Source organism: Pseudomonas sp. B21_DOA (assembly GCA_030544685.1).
In the GTDB taxonomy this organism is placed as follows: domain Bacteria; phylum Pseudomonadota; class Gammaproteobacteria; order Pseudomonadales; family Pseudomonadaceae; genus Aquipseudomonas; species Aquipseudomonas fluorescens_AO.
Window position 1 is genome coordinate 2749512 of the sequence record CP086683.1, and the last position, 13760, is coordinate 2763271.

A 13760-nucleotide genomic window follows, 5' to 3' on the forward strand; every position below is an offset into this window, starting at 1 on the left:
AAGCAGCAGTCACAGGTGGCGCGGCACTCAAACGAGCGCAGCGCCGAATGCGCAGTACCTAACGAAGACGGTAAAAAGCATGAATCTTCACGAGTATCAGGGTAAGCAGCTGTTCGCTGAATACGGCCTGCCAGTTTCCACTGGTTACGCAGTAGACACCCCGGAAGCAGCAGCAGAAGCTTGCGACAAGATCGGCGGCAACGAGTGGGTCGTCAAAGCCCAGGTTCACGCCGGTGGTCGCGGTAAAGCGGGCGGCGTAAAGCTGGTTCGCAGCAAAGAAGACGCCAAAGCCTTCGCACAGCAGTGGCTGGGCAAGCGTCTGGTGACTTACCAGACTGACGCCAATGGCCAGCCAGTCACCAAGATCCTGGTTGAATCGTGCACTGATATCGCTAAAGAGCTGTACCTGGGCGCTGTCGTTGACCGTTCGAGCCGTCGCATCGTGTTCATGGCGTCCACCGAAGGTGGCGTGGACATCGAGAAAATCGCTCACGACACTCCAGAAAAAATTCTCAAGGCCACTATCGATCCACTGGTTGGCGCTCAGCCATCCCAGGGTCGCGAGCTGGCATTCCAGCTGGGTCTGGAAGGCAAGCAGGTCACTCAGTTCGCCAAGATCTTCGTAGGTCTGGCCAAGCTGTTCAAAGACCACGACCTGGCTCTGCTGGAAGTGAACCCGCTGGTGATCAAGGCTGACGGCGATCTGCACTGCCTGGACGCGAAGATCAACATCGACGCCAACGCCATGTACCGTCAGCCTAAGCTGAAGGCTTTCCACGATCCGTCGCAGGACGATCCGCGCGAAGCGCACGCTGCCAAGTTCGAACTGAACTACGTAGCCCTGGAAGGCAACATCGGCTGCATGGTCAACGGTGCCGGTCTGGCCATGGGTACCATGGACATCGTCAACCTGCATGGCGGCAAGCCAGCCAACTTCCTCGACGTAGGTGGTGGCGCTACCAAGGAACGCGTTACTGAAGCGTTCAAGATCATCCTGTCCGACCAGAACGTCGCGGCAGTACTGGTCAACATCTTCGGCGGCATCGTTCGCTGCGACATGATTGCCGAAGGCATCATCGGCGCCGTGAAAGAAGTCGGCGTGAAAATCCCGGTTGTTGTTCGCCTTGAAGGCAACAACGCTGAGCTGGGCGCTAAAGTACTGGCAGAAAGCGGTTTGAACATCATCGCTGCTACCAGCCTGACCGACGCTGCTCAACAAGTTGTCAAAGCTGCGGAGGGCAAATAATGAGCGTCCTGATCAATAAAGACACCAAAGTTATCTGCCAGGGTATTACCGGTTCGCAAGGTAGTTTCCACACCCAGCAAGCCATCGAATACGGCACCAAGATGGTTGGTGGCGTAACTCCAGGCAAGGGCGGCACCGAGCACCTGGGTCTGCCAGTGTTCAACACCGTCAAAGACGCAGTAGCTGCCACTGGCGCTACTGCCAGCGTGATCTACGTTCCGGCTCCGTTCTGCAAGGACTCGATCCTGGAAGCGGCATTCGGCGGCATCAAGCTGATCGTCTGCATCACCGAAGGCATTCCTACCCTGGACATGCTGGACGCCAAAGTTAAGTGCGACGAGCTGGGCGTAGTCCTGATCGGCCCTAACTGCCCAGGCGTGATCACCCCAGGCGAATGCAAGATCGGCATCATGCCAGGTCACATTCACTTGCCAGGCAAGGTCGGTATCGTTTCGCGTTCCGGCACCCTGACCTATGAAGCTGTGAAGCAGACCACTGACGCCGGTTTCGGTCAGTCGACTTGCGTCGGCATCGGCGGTGACCCGATCCCGGGTTCGAACTTCATCGACATCCTGAAGCTGTTCCAGGAAGACCCGAAGACCGAAGCGATCGTGATGATCGGCGAGATCGGCGGTTCGGCTGAAGAAGAAGCGGCTGCCTACATCAAGGCTAACGTGACCAAGCCGGTTGTTTCCTACATCGCTGGTGTGACTGCTCCTCCGGGCAAGCGCATGGGCCATGCTGGCGCAATCATCTCTGGCGGCAAAGGCACTGCAGACGAGAAATTCGCTGCGCTGCAAGACGCAGGCGTAAAAACCGTGCGTTCGCTGGCAGACATCGGCAAGGCCCTGGCCGAGCTGACTGGCTGGGAAGTGAAGAAGTAAGCTTCGGCTGACTTTTTGTTCCAGCAACAAAGGCCACCTTCGGGTGGCCTTTGTCGTTTAAGGGCAGCTTCAAGCTTCAAGCGGCTAGCTGCAAGATAAAAGCTTGCAGCTTGAAACTTGTAGCTTGCAGCTGCTTTTCTTATGTAAACGCGACACGGAAACGTCGCGTATCGGATAGTTCGCCCTCCAACAGTGCGTTTGTCAGGCAAATTCGTTAGGCTGGCAGCCATTTTTGCGTCCGCCGCCCACAAGGCAGCCACGCGCTTTAAGGGTCAGTCCCATACGGATCGACAGCATTTCCCTAATCCAACAGGGCAATCCCCCTCTAAATTCCGATTTCAGTAGTGTGGTATTACCTTAATGAAAGTTTTGAAAGGTCAGGACATCCTGGCACTTGGTTTTATGACGTTTGCCCTGTTTGTCGGGGCCGGTAACATCATTTTCCCGCCGATCGTCGGCTTGCAGGCCGGACCTCACGTCTGGATGGCCGCGCTGGGCTTTCTGATCACTGCCGTAGGTTTGCCGGTAGTGACCGTGGTGGCGTTGGCCAAGGTCGGCGGCGCGATGGATGCGTTGAGCAGCCCGATCGGCAAGATCGCTGGCGGTATCCTCGCGGCGGCGTGCTATCTGGCCGTGGGGCCGCTGTTCGCCACGCCGCGCACCGCGACCGTATCCTTCGAAGTGGGTCTGGCGCCGTTGACCGGCGAAAGCCCGCTGGCGCTGTTCCTCTACAGCTCGGTGTACTTCCTGCTGGTGTTCTTCATTTCGCTCTACCCTGGGCGTTTGCTGGATACCGTTGGCCGCTTCCTCGCGCCGCTGAAAATCATCGCGCTGGCAGTGTTGGGTATCGCTGCATTTGCCTTGCCGGCAGGTGACATCGGTCACGGCACGCCGGAATACGTCGCCGCGCCATTTTCGCAAGGGTTCATTAATGGTTATCTGACCATGGATACCCTCGGGGCACTGGTGTTCGGCATTGTTATCGTTAACGCGATCCGCTCCCGTGGCGTCGAGTCGCCGGCGCTGATCACCCGTTACGCGATCATCGCCGGGCTGATTGCCGGCGTGGGTCTGGCACTGGTCTACGTCAGCCTGTTCCGCCTCGGATCCGGCAGCCATGAAGTCGCGGTCGGCGCCACCAACGGCGCGGCGGTGTTGCATGCCTACGTGCAGCACACCTTCGGTTCGCTGGGCAGCGGTTTCCTTGCGGTGCTGATCTCGCTGGCGTGTCTGGTCACGGCGGTCGGTCTGACCTGTGCCTGTGCTGAGTACTTCAGCCGTGTACTGCCACTGTCCTACAAGACGCTGGTGATTATCCTCGCAGCGTTCTCGCTGCTGGTCTCCAACCTTGGTCTGACCAAGCTGATTGCTTTCTCGATTCCAGTACTCACCGCTATCTACCCGCCGTGCATCGTTCTGGTCGCGCTGAGCTTCTGCAAGGATTTCTGGCATGAGCACGGGCGCATTCTTGGCCCGGTGATGCTGGTGTCGTTCCTGTTCGGCACCATCGACGCCTTGAAAGGCGCTGGTCTGGCCGACTGGATGCCAACTCAGCTGACCCATCTGCCGCTGAGCGAGCAGGGTCTGGCGTGGCTGGTCCCGTGCGTGATGACCCTGGTGGTCGCCGTGGTCTGTGATCGCCTGCTGGGCAAGCGCAGCGAAGTCACTGCCTGACGTAGTTTGGCCCCGCCACAAGCGGGTCGAGCACGGTTAAACAGAAATGCCCCGTATCAATCGATACGGGGCATTTTTTATGCGCGTGAGGCAGTGTCTTTTTGCTGAGCTAACGTCGAAGGGTTGCTTAGCTTTTATGTAGGAGTGAGCCTGCTCGCGATAGCGGTTTGTCGGTCACGTCACTATTGAATGAAAAACCGCTATCGCGAGCAGGCTCACTCCTACAGGTGTACAGCGTCTACATCTCACGAGGAATTGCATGTCGTTCATCCAAGCCAATCTGATCCACTTGCTCGCCGCCGTCTGGTTTGTCGTCTGCTGGGGCGGTTACACCCGTTATGCCACCTGGAAGGCCCGTGATACGGCGTGTCTGGCCAGCGTGTTGCACCTTTACCGCGAAGACTGGATGCGCCGCATGCTGCTGCGTGACAACCGCATCGCCGATGCCAGCGTGATCGGCAATCTGGAGCGCAACGCCTCGTTCTTCGCATCCAGCACGCTGATCATCCTCGCCGGTATTCTCACCGTGCTCGGTGCGTCCGACCGAGCCGTGTCGTTGTTGGCGGATATTCCGATGGTGCAGCAGGCGTCGCAAGGCATGTCGGAGATCAAGTTGCTGTGCCTGGCACTGGTGTTCGTCTATGCGTTCTTCACTTTCAGCTGGTGCATGCGCCAATACAACTTCGCGGCGATTCTGGTCGGTTCAGCGCCGATGATCGGCGAGCGCCAAGTGACCGAGCAGGAACGCAAGGCCTTCGCTTCACGGGCGGCGCGGGTGATTTCGATGGCGGCCAACCAGTTCAACTTCGGCCTGCGTTCTTATTACTTCGGCATGAGCATGTTGGCGTGGTTCGTCAGCCCGTGGCTGTTCATGATCATGAGCGCCGGTGTCGTGGTGGTTTTGTACCGCCGCGAGTTTCATTCCGACGTTCTCGATGTCATGGTCTATACCCCTACAGAGGCGCCCGTCCCTGAGGCAAACAAAGAGGCTGTTTGATGAGTATTCCGTTCTGGTGTGTGTTTATCAGTGCTTTATTGATCTACGTGGCGCGCATGCCGGTGGCGAGGGCCATGAAAGAGCAGGGCGGTTATGACAATCACTTGCCCCGGCAGCAGCAGGCGCAGTTGACCGGCTTCGGTGCGAGGGCGCTGGCGGCCCATCAGAACAGCATCGAAGCCTTCATTCTGTTCGCGGTCGGTGTGCTGATGGCGCACACCACGCAAACCGCGGGTTGGCTGATCGATGCGCTGGCGATCATCTTCGTGATCTCGCGAGTGTTCTATCTGTGGTTCTATCTGGCGGATCTGGCGAAGTTGCGCAGCCTGATGTGGCTAGTTGGCTTCATCTGTTCGTTGTTGCTGATGATTAGTCCGACTTTTAGAACCGTGTTGCTCTAACCGGTAAATCGCAGGCAAAAGAAAACCCGCACTTGGCGGGTTTTCTTTCACACCAGAAAGCTTATTGCTTTTTGGCGGCTTCTTCTTGAGCAGCGGCGTTCGATTCAGCCTGAGCTTTGGCAGCTTCGGCGTTTTCTTTTGCTGCGTCGTTCACTTTATCCTGAGCTTTGTTCATGTCTTGCTGAGCTTGCTCAGCATGTTGGTTGGCATCTTGAGCTTTGTCCTCGGATTTTTTATCGCAGGCAGCGAGACCGAGGGAAGCGGTCAACATCAAGGCAATAGCTAAAGTCTTACGCATGGGGTGTATCTCCTTATGGAAAATAACTACTGGCCTTAAGAACTCGGCGCTACGGGTTAAGTTCCTCAATTGTTTCAGATATATAAGTTTGTTTTATCACGGAACTTTTGCCGCTTTTCTCACTACTGGCACAAGGCCCAAACGCGAGTAATTATCACATGGCCGAAAACCCTGTTTTTGAGCGCGCGACGCGCTTTTTATCGGCATTGCGCCACTGTCAGGTCTTGGGCCTGCACGTGCACAGTGCCTCCAGCGAAGGGCTGACGGTGATCCTGCCGTATAGCGAAAAAATCGTCGGCAATCCCGAAACCGGCGTCATCCATGGCGGCGCCATCACTTCGCTGATGGACACCGCTTGCGGTATGTCGACCCTGTGCGTGCTGCCAGAGTTCGAAGTCTGCCCGACTCTTGATCTGCGCATCGACTACATGCACGCCGCCGAACCGCATAAAGCGGTGTATGGCTTCGCCCAGTGCTACCGCGTTACCACCGACGTGATTTTTGCCCGGGGTTTTGCCTACCAGGACGATCCCGAGCAACCGATTGCCCACGTCGTCGGCACATTCATGCGCATGGGCATCGGTCTGAAGGGCAGCAAGGGTTTCGCGGGCGCGATCAAGGGAGCGAGCCAATGAGCAACGACCTCAGGGAGCAGCTGCAACAGGCCCACGCGCAGGGCGATTACGCGCCGCTGCTGGCATTGATCCCTTACGCCGGGCTGATCGGTATCGAGTGCTCGCGAGTCGGCGATGAGTTGCTGTTCAAGCTGCCGGCGAACAAGGACAACATTGGTAACCCTTTATTGCCGGCGATCCACGGCGGGGTGATTGCCGGCTTCATGGAGCTGGCCGCAGCCCTGCATTTGCTGATATTTATCGGCACGCCGGGTGTGCCGAAGATCATCGATTTTTCCCTCGATTACCTGCGCGCCGGGCAGTTTCGCGACACCTGGGCCAGGTGCCAGGTCTGCCGTCAGGGCCGGCGCGTGGCCAACGTTGCGGTCACGGCGTGGCAGAGTACCGAGGCCGAACCGATCGCCACCGCCCGTGCGCACTTCAAAATTGATGAGCCCTTGAAATCCTGAACAGCGCCCCCAACTCAGATGACAACCCGCCGCAGACCATTTCGGGTCGCGGCCACTGCCATCTGATTGGAGTTTGATGACCATGAGTGTGGAAACTCAAAAGGAAACCCTGGGCTTCCAGACCGAGGTAAAGCAGCTGCTGCACCTCATGATCCATTCGCTGTATTCGAATAAGGAAATTTTCCTTCGCGAATTGATCTCGAACGCCTCTGACGCTGTCGACAAGCTGCGCTTCGAAGCCCTGGCCAAGCCTGAGTTGCTCGAAGGTGGCGCTGACCTGAAAATCCGTGTGAGCTTCGACAAGGACGCCAAGACCGTCACCCTCGAAGACAACGGTATCGGCATGAACCGTGACGATGTGATCACCCACCTGGGGACCATCGCCAAATCCGGCACCGCCGATTTCATGAAAAACCTGTCCGGCGATCAGAAGAAAGATTCGCACCTGATCGGTCAGTTCGGTGTCGGCTTCTACTCGGCCTTCATCGTTGCCGACAAGGTTGATGTCTACAGCCGTCGCGCCGGCACTGCCGCCAGCGAAGGCGTGCACTGGTCGTCGAAAGGCGAGGGCGAGTTCGAAGTCGCCACCATCGACAAGCCAGAGCGCGGCACCCGCATCGTCCTGCACCTGAAATCCGGCGAAGACGAATTCGCGGATGGCTGGCGTCTGCGCAACATCATCAAGAAGTACTCCGACCACATCGCTTTGCCGATCGAACTGCCGAAGGAAGTCACTCCGGCCGAAGGCGAAGAGGCTCCAGCCGTTGAATGGGAAACCGTCAACCGTGCCAGCGCCCTGTGGACCCGTCCGCGCACTGAAGTCAAAGACGAGGAATACCAGGAGTTCTACAAACACATCGCTCACGACTTCGAGAATCCGCTGTCGTGGAGCCACAACAAGGTTGAAGGCAAGCTCGAATACAGCTCGCTGCTGTACGTGCCGGCCCGCGCGCCGTTCGACCTGTACCAGCGTGAAGCGCCGAAAGGCCTGAAGCTGTACGTGCAGCGTGTGTTTGTCATGGATCAGGCCGAGTCGTTCCTGCCGCTGTACCTGCGCTTCATCAAAGGCGTGGTCGATTCCAACGACCTGTCGCTGAACGTGTCGCGTGAGATCCTGCAAAAGACCCGATCATCGATTCGATGAAAACCGCGCTGACCAAGCGCGTTCTGGACATGCTGGAAAAACTGGCGAAGAACGAGCCTGAGCAATACAAAGGCTTCTGGAAAAACTTCGGTCAGGTCATGAAAGAAGGCCCGGCAGAAGACTTCGCCAACAAGGAGAAAATCGCTGGTCTGCTGCGTTTCGCATCGACCCAGGGCGACGACGGTGAGCAGGTTGTTGGTCTGGCTGACTACCTGGCCCGCGCCAAGGAAGGTCAGGACAAGATCTACTACCTCACCGGCGAAGCCTACGCGCAGGTCAAGAACAGCCCGCACCTGGAAGTCTTCCGCAAGAAAGGCATCGAAGTGCTGCTGCTGACCGATCGTATCGACGAGTGGCTGATGAGCTACCTCAGCGAATTCGACGGCAAGACTTTTGTCGACGTGGCGCGCGGTGACCTCGATCTGGGCAACCTGGACTCGGAAGAGGACAAGAAAGCTGCGGAAGAAGTCGCCAAGTCCAAAGAAGGCTTGGTCGAGCGTCTGAAAACTGCGCTGGGCGATTCCGTCGCTGAAGTTCGCGTGTCGCATCGTCTGACCGATTCGCCGGCCATTCTGGCCATCGGCGAACAGGATCTGGGCCTGCAAATGCGCCAGATCCTCGAGGCCAGCGGGCAGAAAGTCCCGGATTCGAAGCCGATCTTCGAATTCAACCCGAGCCACCCGCTGATCGAGAAACTCGATGGCGAGCAGAGCGAAGAGCGGTTTGGCGACCTGTCGCACATTCTCTTCGATCAGGCCGCTCTGGCGGCAGGCGACAGCTTGAAGGATCCGGCCGCATATGTGCGCCGTCTGAACAAGCTGCTGGTTGAACTGTCGGTTTGATCACGTTGTAGGAGAAACCCGCTTCGGCGGGTTTTTTCGTTCTGGTGTTTACTCAATCAGGAGTCAGAAATGAGCCAAGTCACTGTACGTTCCGTGGTCTATCAGATTGACGGCCAAGCCTATGAAGGTCGCCTTGCCTTCGACGCTGAGCATAAGGGCGCGCGCCCGGGTTTGCTGATGGCGCCGAACTGGATGGGCGTCAGCGCCGGTGCCGAAGACATCGCCAAAGCGGTGGCGGCCGAGGGTTACGTAGTGTTGATCGCGGATGTCTACGGCCAGACCGAACGTCCGCAGAATGCAGACGAGGCGCTGGCAGCAATGATGCCGCTCAAGGACGATCGCGCGCTGCTGCGCAAGCGTCTGAAGGTGGCTTTCGAGCAATTGCAGAGCCAGGGCGAAGCGGCGGTTGATACGTCGAAACTGGCGGTGTTCGGTTTCTGCTTCGGTGGTTGCTGTGCGCTGGATCTGGCCCGCACTGGCGCGCCGGTAAAAGCGGCGGTGTCGTTCCACGGCACGCTGGATTCGCCGAATCCGGCGGATGCGCAGAACATCAAGGGCTCGGTGCTGGTGCTGCACGGCGCGTCCGATCCATTGGTGCCGAAAGAGCAACTGCCGGCGTTCGAAGATGAAATGAACGCGGCGAAGGTCGACTGGCAGTTGCTCAGCTACGGCGGTGCGGTGCATTCGTTTACCGATCCGCACGCCAACGTACCGGGCAAGATGATGTACGACGAAAAGACCGCCAAGCGCGCGTTCAAGTCGATGCATGATTTGCTGGATGAAGTGTTCAAGGGCTGATTGCCCTCAGATCAAAGATCGCAGCCTTCGGCAGCTCCTACGTAAGTCCGGTGTAGGAGCTGCCGAAGGCTGCGATCTTTGTTTTTAACGGCCTGGCGGTAATTCGATCCGCTCGACTTCCCCGGCACCGTCGGCCAATCCCCGGCTGCCCATTTGCGCCGTGCCTCATCAATCGCCGCCGGATCGCTCGCAACGAAATTCCAATTGATCCGTCTGGGCCCGTCCAGCGGTGCGCCGCCGAACACCACCGCGTGCACATCGCTTTCGGCAAACAGGCTCATCTCTTCGCCGGCTGGCAATACCACCAGCGCATGCGGCTCGATCGCCTCGCCATTCAACTGCGCATCACCGCTCAACACGTACACCGCGCGTTCTTCATGCTCGGTGGGAATCAGCAGGGTGGTAGCAGTCTGCATCTTCACTTCGGCATACAGCGTCGGAGAAAGCACCGGTACCGGCGATTCCAGGCAAAAACCTGACCCGGCAATCATGCGAATCTGCACGCCGAGGTTATCGCTGACTGGCAACGTCGCTGCCGGATGATGGCTGTAATGCCCCGGGCCCTGTTCGTGTTCTTTGGGGAGGCCAGCCAGACTTGCAGGCCGTGCAGGGTGAAGGTCTCGGCGAGCAGCGGCGCAGGCGTACGCTCGACGTGGGCGATGGCGCTGCCAGCGGTCATCCAGCTGACATCTCCGGCAGCGACCACTTGATCAGAACCCAGACTGTCCTTGTGCTGCAATTGCCCTTCGAACAGATAGGTAAGCGTCGACAGACCAATGTGCGGATGCTGTCGGATATCCATGCCTTTGCCCGTCGGATAAATCGTTTCGAGCATGTGGTCGAAAAACACGAAAGGCCCGACGTTGCGGCATTTGGCTGACGGCAGCGGGCGCAGAATCGGCTGGCCTTCGACGTCTTCGGCGCGGGGGCGGATGATCAGGAGTGGCGTGTCCATGGTGCATTCCAGGCTGAGCGGGTGATGCCAGAAGCATAACCCGCCGCTGGCATCGGGAGGATTATTGGCTATCGAAGCCTTGTGGCGCGTGAGTTTCGATGCTGACTTCGCTGGTGGTCATCAACTTGTGAATCGGGCAGCGATCGGCGACTCGCAACAGTTCTTCACGCTGGGCGTCGGTGAGTACGCCTTTGAGCGTCAGGCTGACATGCAGGGCGTATTTGCCTTTCTGTTCCTGGCTGTTGTCGCGCTTCACTTCGACGCCCACGCCGGTCAGCGGGATGTCTTTTTCTTCGCGTACATCTTCAGGGTCAGCGCTTTGCAGGCGCCGAGGGCGGCGTCGAAGTAGTCGTGTGGTTCTGGCGCGGTGCCTTCACCTCCGGCGGTTTTCGGTACATCGGCAAACAATTCGTGGTCGTCGATCTGGACGGTGTGACGAAAACCTTCGGCAGAGACGGTATTGACGGTGACAGTCATGGAAACCTCACAGGCGGCAGGAAAAATCGTTCGATCAAAACAGACCTTGCAGTTATAGAGCATTCCCGGCAGTTGGCGTTGCGCTTTTCGGCAGGGATGAACCCTTGTGGTTCGGACGCGGTCTAGGCTATGCCCATCTGCCGGAGATTACTTGTGTCCTTGTCTCGTCTGAGTCTTGCCTGCCTGCTGCTGTTCGCTGGCAGCGCCGGCGCCCGCGAATACACCTACAGCGACGCGCACCTGCATTACGTGGATTTTTTCCAGGAAAGCGCCGGCATGCAGAAATTGCTCACGGCCATGAAAGAAAATTCCATTGAGCACGTGATGATTTCCGGCATTCCCGTGGCGAAGAAATGGCATGAAGACGAACCCAAGCGTCCGCGCTACTACGCCGGCGATGACGCCGATGCCTATTGGTACAGCGCCACCGATGTGATCATTGCCGACGCGGTGCAAAAACTCGCCCCAGAGCAGCGCCAGTACTTTCATCCGTTCCTGTCCGGCTTCAATCCCAATGACAAGAATTCCGCCGCGCATATACAGCGCATGCTCGAGCTGTATCCGGGTTTGTGGCAGGGCATCGGCGAGGTGTTCACCCGGCACGATGACCTGACCGCGCTGACCTCCGGCGACACACCCCGGGCCAACAATGAGGCAATGACCAAGATCTATCACCTCGCCGCGGAAAATGATCTGCCGGTGATGCTGCATTCCAACATCACTTCAAAGCGTGAGAAAAATCCGCTGTACCTGAAGGAAGTCGAAGAGCCGCTGCGCAATCATCCGCACACGCGGTTCATCTGGGCGCACGCTGGCACCAGCGCCGAGATTCATCGGCATCAAACGCAATTACCGTTTTTGTTGCCAACCCTGACGCGCATGCTTGAGGCTTATCCGAATCTGTTTATCGACCTGTCGTGGAGCACGCTCACGCCGTACTTGCTGGACGAGCAGGGCAGGCCGCGCGCGCAATGGCTGGCGCTGGTGGAAAAATATCCCGAGCGCTTCATGCTTGGCTCTGACGTGGTAGGACGATTCAACAAGCTCGGGGAGGAAATGCACAGCTACAAACCATTTCTCGATGCGCTGCCAGAGGCGATTGCGCGAAAGGTAGCAAGGGACAACTTCCTGGCAATATTGCCGCGCAATACAAGCAAACCCGCCGACTCGCGCTGAAACGACAAAGCCATGGGTTCGAACTAGCCGCTCGTCTGCCTATCGCCTTTTCGTCTTACGCAAATTCAGGGCAATGCCGATACCTTCTAAAGCAACCCGCTGCAGGCTGATGCAGCGCTTTTGGAAGGAGCCAGAGTGATGAATATCCGTAGTCTCAATATTGCCCCGCGCGCCGGTTTCGGTTTCGGCCTGCTGGCCTTGATGGTGTTTGCTCTTGGCGCGTTCGCCTTGCTGCAAATGTCGAACATGCGCGCACAGTCCGATGAAGTCGACAACAACTGGCTGCCAAGCGTGATGGCCGTCGGTGAGATGAGTCAGGACATGCTGCGTCTGCGCGCACTGACCATGCGCCTGTTGCTCAATCGTGACCCCAAGGCACTGGAGCAGAACGTCGCCAAGCTCAGCGAACTGCGCAGTGGCTTGAGCGAGGCGCAGCAGCGCTATGACGTGTTGATCGCCTTGCCGGAGGAGCGTGCGCTGTTCGATCGCTTCAAGGTTGCCGAGCACAAGTACCTGGAGTTGCAGGCGCAAGTCCTACAGCTATCGGCACAAAATCGGGTCGCTGAGGCCTCGGCAATTCTTAATGATCAGATGAGCCCGCTGGCCGATGAGATCGCTGTCACTCTGCGCGATCTGGTCGAGATGAATAAACACAATGCCAACCTGGCCACCGAGGCGGCACGCTTGGTGTTCAACCAATCGCGGGTATGGGTTGGGGTGATGATCGCCATGGCCGCGCTGATCACCATTGGCCTGGCATTGCTGCTGACGCGCAGCATCGTCGTGCCGTTGTCGCAATCGCTCAGCGTGGCCGAGGTGGTGGCCGGCGGGGATTTGACCGGTGACATTCATATCGCTGGCAAAGACGAGCCGGCGCGCCTGCTGCAAGCGCTGAAAAGCATGCAGCACAACTTGCGCGACACGATCCGGCGCATTTCCGAGTCGTCGACTCAGTTGGCCTCGGCCGCCGAAGAGCTCAGCAGCGTCACCGAAGACGCCACTCGCGGCCTGCATCAGCAGAGCCAGGAAATCGAACAGGCCGCCACCGCAGTCAACCAGATGACAGCAGCGGTGGAAGAGGTGGCGAACAATGCCGTGGCTACGTCCGAAGCCTCCCGTGAGTCCGACCGCATCGCCCGCCAGGGGCGTGAGCAGGTGCAGCAGACGGTGACATCGATCGAGTTTCTCGCTGGTGACGTCACCAACAACGCAGCGCAGGTCGAGGCGCTGGCACAAAAGGTTCATGGCATCAGCAAAGTGCTGGACGTGATTCGCTCGATTGCCGAGCAGACCAATCTGCTCGCCCTCAACGCCGCGATCGAAGCGGCACGGGCCGGTGATGCCGGGCGTGGCTTTGCAGTAGTGGCAGATGAAGTGCGGGCGCTGGCGCATCGCACCCAGCAGTCGACCCAGGAAATCGAGCAGATGATCGGCGGGATTCAGCAGGGCACCGATTCAGCGGTCAGTTCGATGCAGCAGAGCAACTCACGGGCGCGCTCGACCCTCGAGCTGGCGAAGAGCGCAGGCTCGGCCCTGGAGGAAATCGCCTCGGCGTTTACCTTGATCAACGAGCGCAACCTGGTGATCGCCAGTGCCTCGGAAGAGCAGGCGGCGGTGGCACGGGAGGTGGATCGCAATCTGATGAACATTCGCGATCTGGCGATGCAGACATCGGCGGGGGCCAATCAGACCAGTGCGGCGAGTCAGGAGTTGTCGAAGTTGGCGGTGGATCTGAATGGGATGGTGGCGCGGTTTTCGGTCTGAATCAGCAGGCGACGAAATCC

General features: G+C 58.3%; 11 protein-coding genes and 3 pseudogenes. 11 read left to right on the forward strand and 3 right to left on the reverse strand.

The features are described 5' to 3' along the window. Positions 1 to 79 precede the first annotated feature (79 nt). The 5 genes from sucC (at position 80) to LJU32_12640 (ending at position 5202) form a co-directional block, all read left to right on the forward strand. On the forward strand, positions 80 to 1246 hold the full coding sequence (gene sucC / locus LJU32_12620; GenBank protein WKV90866.1) for an ADP-forming succinate--CoA ligase subunit beta: 1167 nt from the start codon (positions 80 to 82) through the stop codon (positions 1244 to 1246). Then, on the forward strand, positions 1246 to 2130 hold the full coding sequence (gene sucD, locus LJU32_12625) for a succinate--CoA ligase subunit alpha (protein WKV90867.1): 885 nt from the start codon (positions 1246 to 1248) through the stop codon (positions 2128 to 2130). The genes sucC and sucD overlap by 1 nt, the downstream gene beginning before the upstream one ends. Positions 2131 to 2490: 360 nt before the next feature. Further along, positions 2491 to 3804, forward strand: coding sequence for a branched-chain amino acid transport system II carrier protein (gene brnQ / locus LJU32_12630; protein ID WKV90868.1), 1314 nt, complete (start codon positions 2491 to 2493; stop codon positions 3802 to 3804). Between the two features lie 259 nt (positions 3805 to 4063). Further along, positions 4064 to 4801: a DUF599 family protein gene (locus LJU32_12635; GenBank protein WKV90869.1), complete on the forward strand. Its 738-nt coding sequence runs from the start codon at positions 4064 to 4066 to the stop codon at positions 4799 to 4801. After that, the gene (locus LJU32_12640; GenBank protein ID WKV90870.1) at positions 4801 to 5202 is read left to right on the forward strand and encodes an MAPEG family protein; all 402 of its coding nucleotides are present in this window, start codon (positions 4801 to 4803) and stop codon (positions 5200 to 5202) included. The genes LJU32_12635 and LJU32_12640 overlap by 1 nt, the downstream gene beginning before the upstream one ends. Positions 5203 to 5263: 61 nt before the next feature. Here LJU32_12640 and LJU32_12645 read toward each other — a convergent pair whose 3' ends face one another. Then, entirely contained in the window at positions 5264 to 5500 is a 237-nt protein-coding gene (locus tag LJU32_12645) for a hypothetical protein (protein ID WKV90871.1), read from the reverse strand. 158 nt (positions 5501 to 5658) lie between these two features. Here LJU32_12645 and LJU32_12650 point away from each other — a divergent pair, with 158 nt between their 5' ends. The 4 genes and pseudogenes from LJU32_12650 to LJU32_12665 all read left to right on the forward strand — a co-directional run bounded on the left by LJU32_12650 (position 5659) and on the right by LJU32_12665 (position 9368). Continuing rightward, entirely contained in the window at positions 5659 to 6135 is a 477-nt protein-coding gene (locus tag LJU32_12650; protein WKV90872.1) for a PaaI family thioesterase, read from the forward strand. Continuing rightward, positions 6132 to 6584 (forward strand): PaaI family thioesterase, encoded by a 453-nt coding sequence (locus tag LJU32_12655; protein WKV90873.1) that lies wholly within the window; start codon positions 6132 to 6134, stop codon positions 6582 to 6584. Before LJU32_12650 ends, LJU32_12655 begins: the two co-directional genes overlap by 4 nt. 82 nt (positions 6585 to 6666) lie before the next feature. Continuing rightward, positions 6667 to 8570, forward strand: a pseudogene (gene htpG / locus LJU32_12660) (molecular chaperone HtpG). Between the two features lie 69 nt (positions 8571 to 8639). Next, positions 8640 to 9368: a dienelactone hydrolase family protein gene (locus tag LJU32_12665; protein WKV90874.1), complete on the forward strand. Its 729-nt coding sequence runs from the start codon at positions 8640 to 8642 to the stop codon at positions 9366 to 9368. 84 nt (positions 9369 to 9452) lie between these two features. Here LJU32_12665 and LJU32_12670 read toward each other — a convergent pair. Further along, positions 9453 to 10323: pseudogene (locus LJU32_12670) on the reverse strand (pirin family protein). Positions 10324 to 10384: 61 nt separating this feature from the next. Beyond that, a pseudogene (locus LJU32_12675) lies at positions 10385 to 10800 on the reverse strand (OsmC family protein). 129 nt (positions 10801 to 10929) lie between these two features. Here LJU32_12675 and LJU32_12680 point away from each other — a divergent pair. Both LJU32_12680 and LJU32_12685 read left to right on the forward strand, forming a co-directional pair. Further along, the gene (locus LJU32_12680; GenBank protein ID WKV90875.1) at positions 10930 to 11976 is read left to right on the forward strand and encodes an amidohydrolase; all 1047 of its coding nucleotides are present in this window, start codon (positions 10930 to 10932) and stop codon (positions 11974 to 11976) included. Positions 11977 to 12114: 138 nt separating this feature from the next. Continuing rightward, the gene (locus LJU32_12685) at positions 12115 to 13740 is read left to right on the forward strand and encodes a methyl-accepting chemotaxis protein (GenBank protein WKV90876.1); all 1626 of its coding nucleotides are present in this window, start codon (positions 12115 to 12117) and stop codon (positions 13738 to 13740) included. Positions 13741 to 13760 lie beyond the last annotated feature (20 nt).

Excerpts from the sequence above, each read along its gene's own strand:
- sucC (WKV90866.1), top strand. The coding sequence starts at position 80 with ATGAATCTTCACGAGTATCAGGGTAAGCAGCTGTTCGCTGAATACGGC.
- sucD (WKV90867.1), top strand. The coding sequence starts at position 1,246 with ATGAGCGTCCTGATCAATAAAGACACCAAAGTTATCTGCCAGGGTATT.
- brnQ (WKV90868.1), top strand. The coding sequence starts at position 2,491 with ATGAAAGTTTTGAAAGGTCAGGACATCCTGGCACTTGGTTTTATGACG.
- LJU32_12635 (WKV90869.1), top strand. The coding sequence starts at position 4,064 with ATGTCGTTCATCCAAGCCAATCTGATCCACTTGCTCGCCGCCGTCTGG.
- LJU32_12640 (WKV90870.1), top strand. The coding sequence starts at position 4,801 with ATGAGTATTCCGTTCTGGTGTGTGTTTATCAGTGCTTTATTGATCTAC.
- LJU32_12645 (WKV90871.1), bottom strand. The coding sequence starts at position 5,500 with ATGCGTAAGACTTTAGCTATTGCCTTGATGTTGACCGCTTCCCTCGGT.
- LJU32_12650 (WKV90872.1), top strand. The coding sequence starts at position 5,659 with ATGGCCGAAAACCCTGTTTTTGAGCGCGCGACGCGCTTTTTATCGGCA.
- LJU32_12655 (WKV90873.1), top strand. The coding sequence starts at position 6,132 with ATGAGCAACGACCTCAGGGAGCAGCTGCAACAGGCCCACGCGCAGGGC.
- LJU32_12665 (WKV90874.1), top strand. The coding sequence starts at position 8,640 with ATGAGCCAAGTCACTGTACGTTCCGTGGTCTATCAGATTGACGGCCAA.
- LJU32_12680 (WKV90875.1), top strand. The coding sequence starts at position 10,930 with ATGCCCATCTGCCGGAGATTACTTGTGTCCTTGTCTCGTCTGAGTCTT.
- LJU32_12685 (WKV90876.1), top strand. The coding sequence starts at position 12,115 with ATGAATATCCGTAGTCTCAATATTGCCCCGCGCGCCGGTTTCGGTTTC.